18 protein-coding genes and 1 riboswitch are annotated in these 17,892 nt (G+C 67.3%); of the genes, 16 read left to right on the forward strand and 2 right to left on the reverse strand.

Features of this window, described 5'->3' with window-relative positions; translation table 11 throughout:
* Positions 1 to 29: 29 nt before the first annotated feature.
* Positions 30 to 259, forward strand: a riboswitch (cobalamin riboswitch).
* Positions 260 to 404: 145 nt separating this feature from the next.
* Genes QEG70_RS04755 through cobJ form a run of 7 tightly spaced genes read left to right on the forward strand, consistent with a single transcriptional unit; the run spans position 405 to position 8,601 of the window.
* Positions 405 to 803 (forward strand): DUF1636 domain-containing protein, encoded by a 399-nt coding sequence (locus QEG70_RS04755; protein WP_308719619.1) that lies wholly within the window; start codon positions 405 to 407, stop codon positions 801 to 803.
* Between the two features lie 5 nt (positions 804 to 808).
* Positions 809 to 1,864, forward strand: coding sequence for a cobalamin biosynthesis protein CobW (gene cobW / locus QEG70_RS04760; RefSeq protein WP_308719620.1), 1,056 nt, complete (start codon positions 809 to 811; stop codon positions 1,862 to 1,864).
* A gap of 27 nt (positions 1,865 to 1,891) precedes the next feature.
* A complete protein-coding gene (gene cobN, locus QEG70_RS04765; protein ID WP_308719621.1) occupies positions 1,892 to 5,257 on the forward strand; it encodes a cobaltochelatase subunit CobN in 3,366 nt (1,121 codons plus the stop codon).
* Positions 5,254 to 6,483, forward strand: coding sequence for a precorrin-3B synthase (cobG, locus tag QEG70_RS04770; protein WP_308719622.1), 1,230 nt, complete (start codon positions 5,254 to 5,256; stop codon positions 6,481 to 6,483). The genes cobN and cobG overlap by 4 nt, the downstream gene beginning before the upstream one ends.
* On the forward strand, positions 6,480 to 7,121 hold the full coding sequence (locus QEG70_RS04775; protein WP_308719623.1) for a precorrin-8X methylmutase: 642 nt from the start codon (positions 6,480 to 6,482) through the stop codon (positions 7,119 to 7,121). The genes cobG and QEG70_RS04775 overlap by 4 nt, the downstream gene beginning before the upstream one ends.
* The gene (locus QEG70_RS04780; RefSeq protein ID WP_308719624.1) at positions 7,118 to 7,843 is read left to right on the forward strand and encodes a precorrin-2 C(20)-methyltransferase; all 726 of its coding nucleotides are present in this window, start codon (positions 7,118 to 7,120) and stop codon (positions 7,841 to 7,843) included. Before QEG70_RS04775 ends, QEG70_RS04780 begins: the two co-directional genes overlap by 4 nt.
* On the forward strand, positions 7,840 to 8,601 hold the full coding sequence (gene cobJ / locus QEG70_RS04785; protein WP_308719625.1) for a precorrin-3B C(17)-methyltransferase: 762 nt from the start codon (positions 7,840 to 7,842) through the stop codon (positions 8,599 to 8,601). The genes QEG70_RS04780 and cobJ overlap by 4 nt, the downstream gene beginning before the upstream one ends.
* Before the next feature lie 116 nt (positions 8,602 to 8,717).
* On the opposite strand, the gene QEG70_RS04790 is transcribed toward cobJ, so the two are convergent.
* Positions 8,718 to 9,461 carry a cobalt-precorrin-6A reductase gene (locus tag QEG70_RS04790; RefSeq protein ID WP_308719626.1) on the reverse strand — a complete coding sequence of 248 codons (744 nt, stop codon included), beginning with the start codon at positions 9,459 to 9,461 and terminating at the stop codon, positions 8,718 to 8,720.
* Positions 9,462 to 9,493: 32 nt separating this feature from the next.
* Here QEG70_RS04790 and cbiE point away from each other — a divergent pair, with 32 nt between their 5' ends.
* From cbiE to QEG70_RS04810, 4 genes are all read left to right on the forward strand, one after another.
* Positions 9,494 to 10,732 carry a precorrin-6y C5,15-methyltransferase (decarboxylating) subunit CbiE gene (gene cbiE / locus QEG70_RS04795; RefSeq protein WP_308719627.1) on the forward strand — a complete coding sequence of 413 codons (1,239 nt, stop codon included), beginning with the start codon at positions 9,494 to 9,496 and terminating at the stop codon, positions 10,730 to 10,732.
* On the forward strand, positions 10,729 to 11,103 hold the full coding sequence (locus tag QEG70_RS04800) for a cobalamin biosynthesis protein (RefSeq protein WP_308719628.1): 375 nt from the start codon (positions 10,729 to 10,731) through the stop codon (positions 11,101 to 11,103). Before cbiE ends, QEG70_RS04800 begins: the two co-directional genes overlap by 4 nt.
* The gene (gene cobM, locus QEG70_RS04805; protein ID WP_308719629.1) at positions 11,100 to 11,852 is read left to right on the forward strand and encodes a precorrin-4 C(11)-methyltransferase; all 753 of its coding nucleotides are present in this window, start codon (positions 11,100 to 11,102) and stop codon (positions 11,850 to 11,852) included. The genes QEG70_RS04800 and cobM overlap by 4 nt, the downstream gene beginning before the upstream one ends.
* Before the next feature lie 151 nt (positions 11,853 to 12,003).
* A complete protein-coding gene (locus tag QEG70_RS04810) occupies positions 12,004 to 12,243 on the forward strand; it encodes a hypothetical protein (RefSeq protein WP_308719630.1) in 240 nt (79 codons plus the stop codon).
* A gap of 115 nt (positions 12,244 to 12,358) precedes the next feature.
* Here the strand turns inward: QEG70_RS04810 and QEG70_RS04815 are convergent, their stop codons facing one another.
* A complete protein-coding gene (locus tag QEG70_RS04815) occupies positions 12,359 to 13,450 on the reverse strand; it encodes a cobalt-precorrin-5B (C(1))-methyltransferase (protein WP_308719631.1) in 1,092 nt (363 codons plus the stop codon).
* Positions 13,451 to 13,517: 67 nt separating this feature from the next.
* Here QEG70_RS04815 and QEG70_RS04820 point away from each other — a divergent pair, with 67 nt between their 5' ends.
* From QEG70_RS04820 to QEG70_RS04840, 5 genes are all read left to right on the forward strand, one after another.
* Entirely contained in the window at positions 13,518 to 14,846 is a 1,329-nt protein-coding gene (locus tag QEG70_RS04820; protein ID WP_374762544.1) for a cobyrinic acid a,c-diamide synthase CobB, read from the forward strand.
* A gap of 50 nt (positions 14,847 to 14,896) precedes the next feature.
* The gene (locus tag QEG70_RS04825; protein WP_308719632.1) at positions 14,897 to 15,175 is read left to right on the forward strand and encodes a DUF6881 domain-containing protein; all 279 of its coding nucleotides are present in this window, start codon (positions 14,897 to 14,899) and stop codon (positions 15,173 to 15,175) included.
* A 161-nt stretch (positions 15,176 to 15,336) separates the two neighbouring features.
* Positions 15,337 to 15,585 (forward strand): FeoA family protein, encoded by a 249-nt coding sequence (locus tag QEG70_RS04830; RefSeq protein WP_308719633.1) that lies wholly within the window; start codon positions 15,337 to 15,339, stop codon positions 15,583 to 15,585.
* The gene (gene feoB, locus QEG70_RS04835; protein WP_308719634.1) at positions 15,582 to 17,417 is read left to right on the forward strand and encodes a ferrous iron transport protein B; all 1,836 of its coding nucleotides are present in this window, start codon (positions 15,582 to 15,584) and stop codon (positions 17,415 to 17,417) included. The genes QEG70_RS04830 and feoB overlap by 4 nt, the downstream gene beginning before the upstream one ends.
* Complete coding sequence (locus QEG70_RS04840; protein WP_308719635.1) at positions 17,417 to 17,668, forward strand: DUF6587 family protein; 252 nt, start codon at positions 17,417 to 17,419, stop codon at positions 17,666 to 17,668. The genes feoB and QEG70_RS04840 overlap by 1 nt, the downstream gene beginning before the upstream one ends.
* The last annotated feature ends 224 nt before the right edge of the window (positions 17,669 to 17,892 follow it).

A 17,892-nucleotide genomic window follows, 5' to 3' on the forward strand; every position in this document is an offset into this window, starting at 1 on the left:
GCTTTTTTTGACAGCGCGGCCCGCAATCGGCTAGATGCGGCCCTGATGGTTCCCCCAACAGGGAGAATAGGGAAGACGGTGCGCCCGAGGGCAATTCCGTCGCTGCCCCCGCAACTGTAGGTGGTCGAATCCGGCCCGGTGCCCGCACCGGCCCCGCCACTGGCCCCATAAGGGCCGGGAAGGCTGCCGGATATTGAGGGCGTGCCCCGCCACGCCCTTCGCCACAAGCCAGGAGACCTGCCATCCCCGCCCGTGCGGGATATAGACCGTTTCGATCGCATGGCTGGCGGGGTGCCCGGCACGCGACTGGCCACCACCCGGCACACCACTGCCGGGCAGGGCATGACCGCGCACCCCGCTTTTCTGCCGCCCGCGCGGCAGCGCCGCGAAAGGGCACGGACCAGATGAATGCTTCTTCCCCGCCAGACACCACCCCTGCTCCCCCCGTGCACCTGCATGTGTGCGTGACCTGCCGCCGGGGCCTGCCCGCATCGGATAACCCGCAGGGCAGGCAGTTGCACGATGCCATGCAGGCGCTGGCCAAAGGCCATTCCAACATTGTGGTGCATGAAGTCGCCTGCCTTGCCGCATGCAACGATGGCTGCACCGCCGTCATCGCCACGCCGGGCAAATGGGGCTGGCTGCTGGCCAAGCTTGGCCCCGAAAAGGCAGATGACCTGCTGACCTATATCGACGCCTATGCCGCATCGGCCAAAGGCACCGTCATGCCATCACGCAGGCCCGCAAGCCTGGGCGACATGGTGCGCGGCCGCTTTCCCGCATCCCTCTTTTCTGGAGTCTGACCACCATGAACACGTCTGCCACGACGGCCCGCGCCAAGGTGCCCGTTACCGTCATCACCGGCTTTCTGGGCGCGGGCAAGACCACGCTTCTGCGCCACGTGCTGGCCAATGCGAAGGGAAAGCGCATTGCCATCGTGGTCAATGAATTCGGCACGCTGGGCATCGATGGCGACACGCTGCGCGCCTGCGGCGTGGAAGGCTGCACGGATGAGGACATTGTCGAGCTGACCAATGGCTGCCTGTGCTGCACCGTGGCCGATGACTTCCTGCCCACCATGGAGGCCCTGCTCGACCGCGCGACCCCGCCCGACCATATCGTGATCGAGACCTCCGGCCTCGCCTTGCCCAAGCCGCTGCTCAAGGCGTTCGGCTGGCCCACCATCCGCACCCGCATGACCGTTGATGGCGTGGTGACCGTAGTCGATGGCCCCGCCGTGGAAGCCGGCCGCTTTGCCGATGACCCCGCCGAAGTCGCCCGCCAGCAGGCCGCCGACCCCTCGCTCGACCACGACAACCCCCTGGCGGAGGTGTACGAGGACCAGCTCCTGTGCGCCGACCTCGTGGTGCTTAACAAGACCGACCTCATGACGCCCGCGCAGGCCGACGGGGTCGAGGCCGCGATCCGCGCCGAGATCCCGCGCGCGGTCAAGGTCGTGCGCGCAACCGACGGGCAGGTTGACCCCGCCGTGCTGCTCGGCCTCGATGCGGCGGCGGAAGACGACCTTGCCGCCCGCCCCTCCCACCATGATGCCGAGGGCGGCGAGCACGAGCATGATGATTTCGAGAGCTTCGTGCTGCCTATCCCCGAACAGGACAGCGTGGAGGGTTTCATCGCCAACCTGAAAAAACTGGCCGAACAGCACGACATCCTGCGCATGAAGGGCTACGCCACCGTGCGCGGCAAGGCCATGCGGCTGGCCGTGCAGGGCGTTGGCAGCCGCTTTCGCCACCAGTTCGACCAGCCCGTGCCCAAGGATGGCCCGCGCACCGGCAACCTTGTGGTGATCGGCCAGAAGGGTCTGGATCAGGCCGCGATTGCCGCGGCACTGGCACCGGGCTAAACGCCGGACAGACGGGGGAGCCGCATCATGCACCTGCTGGCACGCGAGGTCCGCACGCTCGATGAAGCCGATCAGGCCGAAGACCTCGGCCATGCCCCGGCTGATATCGTGTTCCTGTCCTTTTCGGACAGTGACCTGCTGTGCCTCAACGCCGCCCATGCGGCAGGGGCCGCGCCTGATGCCAGCCTGCGCACCGCAACGCTGTCCCGCCTGCGCCACCCCATGTCGATCGACCTGTACGTAGCCGACACCATCATGGAGTCACGCTGCGTGGTGGCGCGGCTGCTCGGCGGGCTGGAATACTGGCGCTACGGGGTGGAGGAACTGGCACGGGCATGCCAGCAGGCGGGCATTCCGCTGGTGCTGCTGGCGGGCGACGGGCGCGACGACCCGCGCCTTGCCGAACGCTCCACCGTGGCCGATGCCCTCCGCACCCGCCTCGATACCCTGCTGCGCACGGGCGGGGCCGCCAACACCGCCACCGCCCTGCGGCTCATGGCCCATATTGCCGGGCGCGGGCCGGATGATGGCACGCCCGCCGAACCCCTGCCGCCCGCGGGCGTGCTGCATGCCGCCAACCCTGTCCTGCCATTTCGCGCCATGGTGGTATTCTACCGCGCCCACCTGCTGGCCGCCGATATCGCGCCCATCACGGCACTGGCTGCTGAACTGGAGCGGCACGGCATGGGGGCTGAGCTGGTTTATGTCACCTCCCTCAAGAACCCGGACTCGGCGGCTTTCGTCACGGCCCGGCTGGCGGAGGCGCCGCCGGATGTCATCATAAACGCCACCTTTTTTTCCGCATGCGCCGGGGCGCAGAACCAGTCCCCGCTTGATATGGCGGGGGTGCCGGTGCTGCAGGTGCAGCAGCCGGGCATTCCTCATGCGCTATGGCGCGACAGCGGGCGCGGCCTGTCGCAGGCCGACCTTGCCATGCAGGTGGTGCTGCCCGAACTCGATGGGCGCATCCCTGCCTTCCCCATCTCCTTCAAGGAGGACACCACCCCCGGCCTGCCCGCCCGCCATGTGCCCTATGCGCAGGGCATTGCGCTCACCGCCGCCCGCGCGCTGGGCTGGGCGCGGCTGGGCCATGAACTGCCCGGCCAGCGGCGGGTTGGCATCATCCTGTCCGACTACCCCGGCGCGCAGGGTGCGCCCACCGGGCAGGCGGCGCATGCGGTGGGGCTGGACAGTTTTGCAAGCCTTGAACACATCCTGAGCCTGCTTCACGCCGCGGGCTATGACACGGGTGACATACCCACGGCGGACCAACTGGCGCACGCGCTGGCCCGCGCGCCTGCCACGCCCTTTGTTTCGGTTGCGACCTATCGCCAGTGGCTCGAAGTCCTGCCGCAGCCCCTGCGTGAGCAGCTTGCCTCCTGCTGGGGTGCGCCGGAGGATGACCCCTGCGTGTGCGATGGCCGGTTCACCCTGCGTCACCTGCATGCAGGCCACATCCTGATGGCGCTGCAACCCGACAGGGGCACGACAACCGACCGCCATGGCGGCTATCACGACCCCGACACCCCGCCGCGCCATGCCTATGTGGCCTTCTACCTGTGGCTGCGCCACGGCTGCGGGCTGGACGCCATGGTGCATCTGGGCACGCATGGCACGCTGGAATGGCTGCCGGGCAAGGCGGCGGCTCCTTCGGCTGAATGCTGGCCCTCGGTGCTGGTGGGGGGGCTGCCGGTCATCTATCCCTTCATCGTCAACAACCCCGGCGAGGCGGCTGCGGCGCGGCGCAGGCTGGGGGCGGTGACCATCGGCCACATGACGCCACCCATCGCGGCCGTGAACAGCGCAGGCGCCGATACCGGCGAACTCGAACGCCTGATTGATGAATATGCCGCAGCCGACGGGCTGGACCGCAGGCGCGGCGCCATCCTGCGTGGCGAGATCCTGCAACGCGCGGATGATCTGGGCCTGCTTGATGAAGGCGGCATTGCCCGCGCCGATAACGAGGATGAAGCCCTCGCCCGGCTCGATGCCTATCTGTGCGATGTAAAGGACCTCCAGATCCGCGACGGGCTGCATGTGTTTGGCCGCCCCCCCACCCGGACAGTGGAACTGGCCCATGCCATTGCCCGCGCCTGCGGCGAAAGCGCGCCTGCCGACCTGCCCGCCCGCCTGCACGCCTGCGGCGCGGCGGAGGCTGCCGCCCTGCTGGCCGCCCTTGATGGGCGATTCTTGCCTGCAGGCCCCGCAGGCGCCCCCACCCGTGGCCGGGCCGACGTGCTGCCCACGGGGCGCAACCTCTATGCCATGGACCCCCGCGCCATTCCCACCCGCTCGGCGCTGGTGCTGGCCGAGCGCACGGCAGCCCTGTTGCTGGAGGAACACCTGCAGAACCAAGGCGAGCCGCTGCGCGCGCTGGTCATCGACCTGTGGGCCTCGGCCAGCCTGCGCACCGGCGGCGAGGACCTGGCCCTTGCCCTGCTGCTGATGGGCGTGAAACCGGTATGGGATGGCGCATCGGGGCGGGTAAGCGGCATCGAGGTCATTCCCATGGCAGCACTCGACCGCCCGCGCGTGGATGTGACGCTACGCCTGTCAGGGCTGTTCCGTGATGCCTTTCCCGGCCAGATCGCGCTGTTCGAGCAGGCGGTGCAGGCCATTGCCGACCGCACGTTCGAGGCCCCCGACCTCAACCCGCTGGCCGCCAGCACCGCAGGGCTTGAAGGCACGGCCCGGCACACCGCCACCGCCCGCATGTTTGGCGCAGCCCCCGGCAATTATGGCACAGGGGTGGAAGATGTGCTGGCCAGTGGCCAGTGGCGCGAACGTGACGGGCTGGGGCAGGCATGGCTTGATGGCTCAGCCTGGACCTATGGCGGCGGGCGCGAAGGCGGGAAAGCGCCTGACATCCTGGCCGGGCGCATGGCGCAGGCGGGCGTGCTGCTGCATGTGCAGGACCATGCCGAAACCGACATCCTCGAAAGTGTGGACATGGCCACCCATGAAGGCGGCATGGCGGCGGCAGCCCACCTGCTGGGCAATACGCCCCGCCTCGTGCATGGCGATACATCACGCCCCGACGCCCCCCGCCTGCGCGGCACGGTGCAGGAAGTAGCCCGCGTGGTGCGCGGGCGGCTGGCAAACCCGGCCTGGCTTGCGGGCATGCGCCGCCACGGCTACCGGGGGGCGGGCGAGATCGCGCGCGGCGTGGAGGCGCTGCACGGCTTTGCCGCCACCGTGCCCGCGCGCTTTGACCGGCAGTTCGACCTCGCCTTCAGCCGCCTGCTCGATGACCCGGAAATGGACGCCTTCCTGCTCGCAGCCAACCCCGATGCCCATGCCACCATCCGCCGCCTCATGGCCGATGCCCTGCGCCGCGACCTGTGGCGGCCACGGAGCAACAGTGCCGCCATGCTGCTGGACCCCACGCCATGACCACGGCCCCTTCCGTGCGCGGCTGGTGCCCCGGCCTGCATACCCCCATGGAGGCCGCCGATGGCTGGCTGGTGCGCGTGCGCCCGCCGCTGGGCCGCCTGTCCGCCCCGCAGGCCCGCATCGTGGCCCGTGCCGCCCGCACGCATGGCAACGGGCTGATTGAACTGACCAGCCGGGGCAACCTGCAACTGCGCGGCCTGACACCGGACAGTGCGCGCGCCTTCGCCCGCGACATGGCTGAAGCGGGCCTTGCCAGCACGGACGCCGCGACCGAGGCCCGGCGCGGCCTGCTGCTCTCACCCCTGGCAGGCATCGACCCTGATGCCGCACCCGATGCCCCCGCCATCATCCACGCCCTCGATGCCGCACTGGCCGGAGCCGAAACCCTGTGCGGCCTGCCCGCCAAGTTCGCAATCGCGGTGGATTGCGGGGGCTATGTGCCTGCAGGCAGTCTCCGGGCCGATATCATGGTCCGGGCGGGCAGGGATGGCTGGCAGGTCATCTGCGGCACGCGCGCCCTGCCCTGTGCCGCGCAGGATGTGTCGGCCGCCGTGCTGGCCCTTGCCCATGCGCTGGCCGATATGGGCGGCCAACCCCGCCCGCTGCGCAATCCGGCCCTTGGCGCACAGGCCTTTGCCCGGATCGGGCAACTGGCCGCCACACATGCCACAACCACGCCTCCCCACGCGCCAGCCTGTCTGGCCGGGCCGTTACCCGGTGGCGCGATGGGGCTGGTCCTGCCGCCCGGCCCCATTGGCGCCGATCTGCTTGCGGATGTAGCGCAATGGGCTGAACAGGCTGGCAATGGCCAGATGCGCGTGGCCCCCATGCGCGCCCTTGTTATTGAAGACTGCGCCACCGCCCCGCCCCTTTCCGGCCTGATCACACATGCGGATGACCCGCGCCTGCGCATCAGCGCATGCATCGGCGCGCGCGGCTGTGACTGCGCCGCACGCGACGTGATTGCCGATGCCGCCCTTCTGGCCCCCGACCTGCCCGCGCGGGCCACGCTGCACGTATCGGGCTGCCCCAAGGGCTGCGCCCACCCGACGCCTGCCGACATCACACTGGTGGCACAGCCGGATGGCTATGGCCTGTGCCCGCATGGCCGGGCGGCTGATACGCCTGTAGACAACGGGCTTTCGCTGGCACAGATACAGCACATCCTGCGGGACTGGCCCCGCAACCTGACCACGCCACGGAACGGGAGAACCCAACCGGCATGACCGCGCAAACGGAACCGTACGACTACATTCACGACGGGGCGGCGATCTATGCCCGTTCCTTTGCCATCATCCGTGAAGAAGCCGATCTGGGCGGCCTGAGTGAGGCCGAGGCCCGCGTGGTGGTGCGCATCATCCACGCCTGCGGCATGGTGGATGTAGCGAAAGCCGTGCGCATGTCGCCCGATTTCGTGGCCAGCGCGCAGACGGCGCTGCGGGCGGGCAGGCCCATACTGTGCGACGCCAACATGGTCGCCCACGGCGTGACCCGCGCGCGCCTGCCTGCCGACAACCCGGTGATCTGCACCCTGCGCGACCCGCGCACACCGGAAATTGCGAAGCAGATCGGCAATACCCGTTCAGCCGCCGCGATGGACCTGTGGGGTGATGACCTTGCCGGTGCCGTGGTGGCCATTGGCAACGCACCCACCGCCCTGTTTCACCTGCTGGAGATGATCCGCGCAGGCGCGCCCCGCCCAGCCGCCGTGATCGGCATGCCGGTGGGCTTTGTGGGTGCCGCCGAATCGAAGGAGGCGCTGGCCGAATTTGGCGACCTGCCCTTCATCATCGTGCGTGGCAGGCTGGGCGGCAGCGCCATGGCGGCGGCCACCGTCAACGCGCTGGCGAGTGACACGGAATGAGCACGGGCCGCCTGTCCATACTCGGCATGGGGCCGGGTGACCCCGAACTCATGACCATCAAGGCCGCGCGCCTTTTGCGTGAAAGCCCGGTCGTGGGCTGGTTCTGCCGCCACGACCGCCCCGGCCATGCCCGCCAGATTGCAGGCGACATGATTGGCCCAGACGCCACCACGCTGCGCTTCGCCTACCCGTTCACCACCGAGATTGCGGTCAGCGACCCCGCGTACCTTATGCGCATGGGCCAGTTCTATGATGAATGCGCAGCCCGGGTCGCAACCCACCTTGAGGCAGGCCAGGACGTGGCGTTGCTGTGCGAGGGCGATCCGTTCCTGTTCGGCTCGGCGATGTATGTGTTCGACCGGCTGCATGAGCGCTTCGAGAGCACCATCGTGCCCGGCATCACCGCCATGAGCGGCTGCTGGTCGGCCGCACAGCGCCCCATGGTGCATGGTGATGACGTGCTGTGCGTCATTCCCGGCACGCTGAATGAGGACGCGCTGGTGGCGTGGCTGGAGAAGGCCGATGCCGCCGTCATCATGAAGCTGGGCCGCAACCTTGAAAAAGTACGCACTGCCCTGCGCCGCACCGGGCGCGAGGGGCGCGCGATCTATGTGGAACGCGCCAGCCAGCCCGCCCAGCGCAGCCTGAAACTGACCGAGATGACCGGGCCTGCCCCCTATTTCTCCATCATCCTCGTGCCGGGGCGGGAGGGCGCGCGATGAGTGGGCGCATCTTCGTCGTGGGCCTTGGCCCCGGTGCTGCAAACCAGCGCACCCCGCAGGCCGATGCCGCACTGGCGCAGGCCACCGACCTGATCGGCTACGCGCCCTATGTGGCCCGCGTGCAGGCAGGCCCCGACGTGGTGCGCCATGCCAGCGACAACCGCGTGGAGCTTGAACGCGCCCAGCATGCCATTGAACTGGCGCTGGCAGGGCGCACTGTTGCGGTCGTGTCCGGCGGCGATGCGGGCGTGTTCGGCATGGCCAGTGCCGTGTTCGAGGCGATTGACCACGGCCCCGCCGCATGGCGCGGGGTGGAGGTGACGGTCATTCCCGGTGTCTCGGCCGTGCTGGCCGCCGCCGCCCGGCTGGGCGCGCCATTGGGGGGGGATTTCTGCGTCATTTCACTGTCCGACAACCTCAAGCCGCAGGAAGTCGTGCATAAACGTCTGGCGGCGGCGGCAGAAGCGGGGCTGGTCATCGCGCTGTATAACCCGCGCTCGAAAGCCCGCCCGCACCAGTTGGGCGAGGCGTTCGCCCTGCTGCGCACCATCCTGCCCGGTTCGGTCCCGGTTGCCTTCGCCCGCGCCATTGGTCGCCCCGATGAGCGCGTGATCCTGACCGATATTGCCCATGCCGACCCCGAGCAGGTGGATATGAGCACGCTGGTGCTGATCGGCTGCCCGCTCACCCACACCATTGAGCGGGCAAACGGGGAAAAATGGCTCTACACCGCGCGACGGGTAGAAAAAACGGAATAAAAGTTTCTGGGTGCCGCCTTTTTTCAAAAAGGCGGTGTTTTTTCGAAGCTTTTTGAAAAAAGCTTCACCAAAAACTTCTTATGATCCCAGGGTTTTTCGTGAGCAGGTTTTCCACATCATTCCGACAGGCTTTCCAGCCACATCATGGCAGCCGTGGCATCCGCCACCGTCTCGGCCGGGGCCACGGGGGGGCGATCCACCATGATCACGCCAAGGCCCAGCCTGCGGGCCGCCGCGAGCTTGGCCTGTGTTGCCGTGCCGCCGGAATTCTTGGTCACGATCACATCAATCCGTTCCCGGCGCAAAAGCGCCTCCTCGCCCGCTTCGTCAAACGGGCCACGGGCCAGCAGCAGTCGCGTGCCCGCAGGCAGCAGGGCCGGATCAGGCGCATCCACGCAGCGCAGCAGCCAGTCATGCGGGCCTGCGTGGTGGAAGGGCAGCAGGTCCTTGCGCCCCACGGTCAGCAGCACGCGGCGGGGTGTGATGCCCAATGCGTCCGCTGCGGCCTGCATGTCGGGCACGCGGGTCCACGCATCGCCCACAACAGGCGTCCAGCCAGGGCGCTGCACGCGCAGCAGCTTCACATGAGCCTGCGCGCAGGCGGCAACGGCATGATTGCTCATCTGCACGGCAAAGGGATGGGTGGCGTCGATTACGGCCTCGACATGATGGGCCACAAGCCACGCACGCAGGCCATCCACGCCGCCAAAGCCGCCAATACGCACATCGAGCGCGGGCAGGACCGGCGCGCGGGTAGCACCGGCCAGCGAGACGGTCACCGCAAAAAGGTCGGTGCGCTGCTCAAGTGCTGCATAAAGCTGACGGGCCTCCGTCGTGCCGCCCAGAACCAGAACCCGCATCTTTTCCTTCCTGCCTGTCATGAGGCCACGCCATGAGCACGCCGTGGCTGCATGTTATCGGCATTGGGGAGGACGGTGTCGAGGGCCTGCCCGCCGCCACCCGTGCCCTGATCGCAGGGGCGGAACTTGTGGTGGGCGGCACGCGCCACCTTGGCCTGGCACGCCCCCTGATAACAGGCCGCACGCTGGCCTGGCCGCACCCGCTGGCCGATGGCATTGCCGAAGTGCTGCGCTGGCGCGGCAGGTGCGTGTGCGTGCTGGCCTCGGGCGATCCGTTCCTGTTCGGCATTGGCACCACATTGCGCCGCCATGTGGAACGGGCGGAGATGACGTGCCTGCCCGCGCCCTCCTGTGTTGCACTGGCCTGCAACCTGCTGGGCTGGGCGGAGCAGGATGCAAGCGTGCTCTCGCTATGTGGCCGCCCGATGGAGGCCGTGGCCCCCGCCCTGCAGCCAGGTGGCAGGCTGGTCGTGCTCTCGGCGGATGAACACACGCCCCATGCCTTTGCCCGCTGGCTGGACGGGCGTGGCTTCGGTGCCTCCGTGCTGCATGTGCTCGGTGCGCTGGGCGGCCCGGACCAGAGCCACCACACCGCCACCGTGGCCGAGACCGCGCGGGGCGACGGGCCATTGCCGCCCCGGCTGAACCTGATGGCGCTGGAAGTGGTGGCCGACCGGAATGTGCAGGTCATCCCGCTGGCCTGCGGCCTGCCGGACGGGATGTTCGACCATGACGGGCAGATCACCAAGCGCGAGATCCGGGCCGTCACGCTGTCGGCCCTTGCGCCACGGCGGGGCGAGATGCTGTGGGATATTGGCGGCGGCTCAGGCTCGATCAGCATTGAGTGGATGCTGCGCCACCCGGCCAACCGCGCCATCGCCATTGAAAAATCGCCCGCACGTGGCGCGCGGATTGCCCGCAATGCGCTCGCCCTTGGCGTGCCGGGCCTGCGCGTGATGGCGGGCGAGGCCCCCGCCATCCTGCCCCGCATGCGGGCCGAGGGACTGGATGCGCCTGATGCCATCTTCCTTGGCGGCGGTATCAGCAACCCCGGCATGCTCGAGGCGGCATGGGACGTCCTGCGCCCCGGCGGGCGGCTGGTGGCCAATGCCGTTACACTGGAAAGCGAAGGCGCGGTCATCGCCGCCCATGCCCGCCGGGGCGGCACGCTGACCCGGCTGCATGTGGAGCGGCTGGAGCCGATCGGGCGCTTTCACGGCTTTCGCCCCGGCATGACCGTGACCAGCTACACCGTGAGCAAACCGGCATGATCGTGGCCGGGCTGGGCCTGCGTAGCGGATGTGATGCGCAGGCCCTCATCACCCTCGTGCTGGCCGCGCAGGAACGCTGCGGCCAGCAGGCAGCACTTGTGGCCGTGCCCGCCTTCCGCTACCGCGAGGCGGGCGTGCAGGCAGCCGCCCGCCAGTTGGGACTGCACTTGCGGGCCATCACGCCCGATGAACTGCTGGCCGCCCAGCCGCGCTGCGTCACCCGGTCGGCCCGCGCGCAGGCGGCCCTTGGCGTGGCCTCGGTGGCGGAAGGCTGCGCGCTGGCGGCGGCGGGACCGCACGCAAGGCTGATCGTGCCACGCCTGACGGGCGGGGCTGCTACATGTGCCATGGCACAGGGAGAGGATGCATGACCGTACACTTCATTGGCGCAGGCCCCGGTGCCGCCGACCTGCTGACCCTGCGCGGGCGCGACCTGCTGGCAAAATGCCCGGTATGCCTGTACGCAGGCTCCATCGTGCCGACCGAGATGCTCGCACACTGCCCGCCCGATGCGCGGCTGGTTGATACCGCCCCCCTCACGCTTGACCTGATCGAGCAGGAATACATTCGCGCCCATAAAGCGGGGCAGGATGTGGCGCGGCTGCATTCGGGCGATCTTTCGGTGTACAGCGCCGTGGCCGAGCAGATCCGCAGGCTCGACCGCAACGACATTCCATGGACCATGACCCCCGGCGTGCCCGCCTTTGCCGCCGCCGCCTCGGTGCTGGGGCGTGAACTGACCGTGCCGGAAGTGGCCCAGAGCGTGGTGCTGACGCGCGTGAGCGGCCGGGCCTCGGCCATGCCGGAGCGCGAGCAGCTGGCCGCCTTTGGGGCTACGGGCGCAACACTGGCCATCCATCTGGCCATTCATGTGCTCGACCAGATCGTGGCCGACCTGACCCCGTTTTATGGCGCGGACTGCCCCGTGGCCATCGTGGCGCGCGCGACATGGCCCGACCAGCTCGTGCTGCGCGGCACGCTGGGCGATATTGGTGAAAAACTGGCCCAAAACCCCATCGAGCGCACGGCGCTGGTACTGGTGGGCCGGGCGCTGGGCACGCATGACTTCCGTGAAAGTGCGCTTTACAACGCCGATTACCACCGCCGCTTCCGCTCCTGAGGCGTGCGGGGCATGTTTGAGAAAGAATACAATTCCGTGGGCCGCTTTTTAGATAAGGCGGTCTTTCTCAAAGCTTTTTGAAAAAAGCTTCACCAAAAACTTTTATTAATATAATTTTTTAAATATTATCTATTATTATATAAAGGATTTTATGATGCAGGATGATATGCCAAATGAAGAAGTCAAAAAACTACTCATTTACATGATTGAAAAATATATTTCAGACCCCGAGCGCCGCACTCGGCTGATTGATCTTGCCCTGCATCGCAAAGATCCGTTTGGTAGCCCGCCGGTAAAAGGAATCATGTATGACGTCCTTTCGCATGTTAATCAGGACATGAGTCAGGACGATCAGGAAATAGTCTCCAAAATGGCGTATCTTTTTGGATAAACATCCTTCCCTGAACAACAGTATTTAAAAAACAAAAGTTTTTGGTGAAGCTTTTTTCAAAAAGCTTCAAATAACGCCACTTTAAAAAAACGGCCCCCAGAAACTTCCATACTCTTCAACCCGCAACCGGATACGGGCCATGCCGAGCCACCAGCGTGCCCGCGCGGTCGAACAGCAGCACATCGAGCACGCAGGGCGCACCTGCCAGCACATCGCACGCCACCTGCCACGCGCCGCGTGCCACTACCGGGCCAAGGGGATAACCCGCTTCGGCCGCCAGCGCGAAGGCGGCTGCGACGGAATGGGCCTGTGCAATGGCGTCCACCAGGGCATCCGGTGCCTCAATGCCACGCGCAAGGGCGGCCAACTGGCCCATATCCGCCTGCCCCCGGCGGGAATGCAGGTCAAGGAACCCCTGCGCCAGCTTGGTCATCTTGGCCACGCCGCCGCCAATGGTGATGCGCGGCACCGGATGGCGGCGCAGGTATTTGAGCAGCCCACCGGCAAAATCGCCCATCTCCAGCATGGCTTCCTCCGGCAGGGCATACAGCGCGCGGGTGGCGCGTTCAGACACATCGCCCGTGCAGCCCGCCACATGCGGCAGGCCCAGCGCGCGCGCCACGTCCACGCCCCGGTGGATGCTGTCGATCCACGCAGCGCAGGAAAACGGCACCACGATGCCCGTCGTGCCGAGGATGGACAGGCCGCCCACAATGCCCAGTCGGCCATTGAGCGTGTGCCGCGCCATTTCCGCCCCGCCTGCAATCGAGATGGTCACCTCCACATCCGGCTCGTGCCCGTCAGCGCCGGTCAGGGCCGCGCGGATCATGCGCCGGGGCACGGGGTTTATGGCAGGCTCGCCCGGCGGTATGGGCAGGCCGGGCAGGGTCACGGTGCCCACGCCGGGGCCTGCGCGAAACACCACGCCCCGCCCCGCAGGCGCGCGACGCACCTCCGCGCGCACATGCGCGCCGTGGGTCACGTCCGGGTCGTCGCCCGCATCCTTCACCACCTCCGCCCAGGCGCAATCCGGCCCATGGCCATGGGCGGCCAGCGCAAAGGCCACATCCTGCCCGCCGGGCAGCGTGATGGTGACCGGGTCGGGAAAGCCCTGCCCGCACAACGCGGCCCACGCGGCCTTTGCGGCGGCGGTGGCGCAACTGCCGGTCGTCCACCCCCGGCGCAGGGGGGTATGGGTACGCTCCATCGGGATGACCTTCTCGTCCAACAGGGGTAAGGGTGGCATCGCTCGCCACGGTTTAGCAGGAACGCACATGATGACACGAGGGCTGATGATCGCCGCCCCCCGCTCGGGCGGGGGCAAGACCACGCTCACACTCGCCCTGCTGGCCGCCCTGCGCCGCCGGGGTGTAGCCGTGCGCGGAGCCAAGACCGGGCCGGATTACATCGACCCCGCCTTCCATGAAGCCCTGACCGGGCGCACCAGCCTCAACCTTGATAGCTGGGCCATGCCCGCACACCTGCTTGATGGCGTGATGGCACAGGCGCAGGCAGGCTGCGAGATACTGGTGGCCGAGGCCTCGATGGGCCTGTTCGACGGGTTGATGGAACCTGCGGGCGCACGCGGGGCACCGGCGGATATCGCGGCCCGCTACGCCCTGCCCGTGCTGCTGGTGCTCGACATTTCAGGCCAGGGCCAGTCCGCCGCCGCCACCGCGCTGGGCTTTGCAACACTGGACCCGGCGGTAAAGATTGCGGGCGTGATCCTTAACCGCGTGGGCTCGCTCCGCCACGCCGCCATGGCAACACAGGCCTTGGAAGCAATCGGCCTGCCGGTGCTTGGCGCGTTCGGGCGCGATGCGCAGCTTGAACTGCCCGAGCGCCATCTGGGGCTGGTACAGGCCCGCGAGCATGGCGGGCTTGATGCCCTGGCCGAGCGGCTGGCCACGCAGGCCGAGCGCGACCTTGACCTTGACGCCATTGTCGCCTGCGCGGCCCCACCCCGCCTGCCCCCGTCCCGCAGCAATCCGTGCGCCCTGCCACCGCCGGGGCAGCGCATTGCGGTGGCGGATGATGCGGCGTTCTCGTTCCTGTATGCCCACATCATTGCAGGCTGGCGGCTGGCGGGGGCGGAACTACACCCGTTCTCCCCGCTTGCCGATGAAGGACCGGGCGCAGACTGCGATGCCTGCTGGCTACCCGGCGGCTACCCTGAACTGCATGCGGGCCGCCTTGCCGCGTGTGGGAATTTTCGCGCAACACTGGCCCATTTCGCCCGCACCCGCCCCGTGCATGGGGAATGCGGGGGCTTCATGGTGCTGGGCGAGAGCCTGACCGACAAAGCGGGCGAGACCCACCGCATGACCGGCCTGCTCGGCCATGCCACCTCCTTTGCCAAGCGCCGCATGAACCTTGGCTACCGTAGCGCCACATTGCGCGAGGGCTGTGCCATCGGCCCCGCTGGCACCGTGCTGCGCGGGCATGAATTCCACTATGCCACGGTCACCGATCCCGGCCCGGATGCGCCCCTTGCCGACATGACCGATGGCTACGGTGTGGACCGGGGCACCGGCGGGGCGCGGCGGGGGCATGTTTCGGGCACGTTCTTCCACGTGCTGTCCACTCTTGGAAGTGCAGCCTGAACGCGAAACGCGTGTGCCCTGAAGCTTTTACCACGCCTGGAGCATTTAAATTGTTTTATCTCAAGTGTTTATGGAAACACGATTTTGGCTCCGAGCAGCCAAACGTCATCTATTGCGAATTTGATGGCGAGAGAACCGAACTGAGAAAAATCGAACTGTATGAAAATGGCCAGTACGGCGTGGCGACAGGGACAGTCTCGACCGGTGACACCCACCTTGCCGATATCGCCGTCCCCCCGCTTGAAGCAATCAATCAAGACCCCGAGTTCGAAGCCCGTGAAATAACCGCGGCGGAATTCGAGGGCATATGGCAGGCATGCCAGCCCTGACGCGGCCTGTACGCACAGCCACGCCCCACGCAACCCCTGCACTGTCAACATATCGGTACCAGCGATAACGCAGGTATAGGGGCAAACATGATGGACAATATTCCCGGCAGTATTTAATAATAATTATTACTTACTTTTACCATCCGGATTGTCCCTGTCTTATGCGACTGAATGACCTGCCACGTGGAACCGACGCCGTGATCGACAGCGTTGATGATAACGGCAGCCCCGACCCCGTGGCCGCGCGCCTGCGTGAACTCGGCTTCGTGCCGGGCGAGGCCGTGCGCGTCGTGGCGACCGCGCCGCTCGGCGGCGACCCGCTGGCCGTGCGCATTGGCTTCACCCGCTTTGCCCTGCGCCGCACGGAGGCGCAGCGCGTGCGCGTGCATGTGGCGAAAGCGGCCGCATGACCCCGCTCAACATAGCCCTGGTCGGCAACCCGAACTGCGGCAAGACCGCCCTGTTCAACCTGCTGACCGGCAGCAGGCAGAAAGTGGCCAATTACGCGGGCGCCACCGTGGAGCGCAAGGAAGGCTGGTTCACGACACCCGCAGGCCGCAGCGTGCGCCTGCTCGACCTGCCCGGCGCCTACAGCCTCAACGCCACCAGTCCCGATGAGGCGGTAACGCGCGATGTCTGCGCGGGCACCTATCGCGGCGAGACGGCGCCCGACCTGCTGGTCTGCGTGGCCGATGCCACCAACCTACGCCTGCATCTGCGCTTCGTGCTGGAAATGCGCAGCCTTGGCCGCCCCGTGGTGCTGGCGCTGAACATGATTGACGCCGCCCAGCGCAACGGCATGGAGATCGACCTTGCGCGCCTGCAGGCGGAACTGGGCATGCCCGTCGTGCCTACGGTGGGCATAAGGCGCAATGGTGCGCGCGACCTGCTGGCCCGGCTCGATGGCGTGCCCCCACCCGTGCCCACGCCCGTGCCGCCGGGCACCGACCTGCACGCCATGGTGCGCCAGATCCTGGCGGACTGCGTCACCCACGCCACCCCCCTGTCGGACCGGATGGAGGAGCGGCTCGATCGCTGGGTGCTGCACCCGGTCTGGGGGCCGGTGATCCTGCTCGTGCTGCTGTTCCTCATGTTCCAGGCGGTGTTCGCGTGGGCGCAGCCACTCATGGATGGCATCGACGCGGGCATGGGGCTGCTCGGCGAGCAGGTGGGCCGCCTGATGCCCGATGGCGTGCTGCGCAGCCTGGTCGTGGATGGCGTGATTGCGGGTGCTGGCAGCGTGGTCACCTTCCTGCCGCAGATCCTGATTCTGTTTTTGTGGATCCTTGCCCTTGAGGAATCGGGCTATCTGCCACGCGCGGCCTTCCTGCTCGACCGGCTGATGTCAGTTGCGGGTCTGAGCGGGCGCTCGTTCATTCCGCTGCTGTCGAGCTTTGCCTGCGCCGTGCCGGGCATCATGGCCACCCGCACCATCCAGAACCCGCGCGACCGGCTGGTGACCATTCTCGTCGCCCCGCTCATGACCTGCTCGGCGCGGCTGCCGATCTATACGCTGCTGATCGGGGCGTTCATTCCGCACCGCAACGTGGCGGGGTTCATGAACCTGCAGGGGCTGGTGCTGTTCGGGCTTTACGCGCTGGGCATCATCTCGGCGCTGGTGGTGGCGCGCGTCATGCGCTGGCGCAACCCCGACCAGCGCGAAGCCACCCTGCTGATGGAACTGCCCGCCTACCGCCTGCCCAACCCGCGTGACCTCGCACTGGGACTGTGGGAGCGCGCGCGCATCTTCCTCATGCGCGTAGGCACCACCATCGTCTCGCTGACGGTGCTGCTGTGGGGGCTGTCCAGCTTTCCCAAGCCGCCCGCGGGCGCCGTTGGCCCTGCCATAGACTGGAGCCTGGCCGGACGCATCGGGCACATCATGCTGCCCGTCTTCGCGCCGCTGGGCTTCAACTGGCAGATCTGCGTGGCCCTCATTCCCGGCCTCGCCGCGCGCGAGGTGGCGGTGGGCGCGCTGGCCACGGTCTATTCGCTCGGCTCAGGGACCGATACCGACCAGGCGGCCCTCCAGCTTGGCGGCATGCTGCCCACGCACTGGAGCCTGCCCACGGCGCTGTCGCTGCTGGCATGGTATGTCTATGCGCCGCAATGCGTGGCAACGCTTGCCGTCATCCGGCGCGAGACCGGCTCATGGCGCGTGGTGGCGCTGACGGCGGGCTACCTGTTCGGCCTGGCCTACGCGGCGGCCTTCCTCACCTATCACATCGCGCGGATGCTCTGATGCACGCGCCGCAGTGGCTTCAGGTAGTGGTGGCGGCAACGCTGGTCGCGGCCTGCGCCGCCTACTGGCTGGGGCGGCTCTTCCCCCGGCTGGGACAGAAGGGCTGGCTGGCTACAGCCGGGCTCCTGCGCCGCCTGCATGCGCCCGAGGCGTTGGTAAACCATGCGCAGGCAAAAAGCCGCCCGCGCCCCAAGGGCGGATGTGGCGGCTGTTCGGGCTGCGCGGGCAAGGATTGCGGCCCCAAAACCTGACATATGTGGAATATGGCAATTTTGCGTGCGGGATGTGATGGATCAACCGCGCTGCGAATGCTATATGGACGCATCCATTCCAGACGGAAATTATTAAAGACGACCTTAATTCATATCAATGTGGTATAATGATTATCTTGAATAATATGTAATATGCTTATCATCATCCTATGATATTCCTGCGGCCGCCATGCACTGTCCCCGCCCGGGTGATGGCGCGCCCT

Origin of the sequence: Komagataeibacter xylinus (assembly GCF_031081985.1) — a bacterium.
GTDB lineage: Bacteria > Pseudomonadota > Alphaproteobacteria > Acetobacterales > Acetobacteraceae > Komagataeibacter > Komagataeibacter xylinus_E.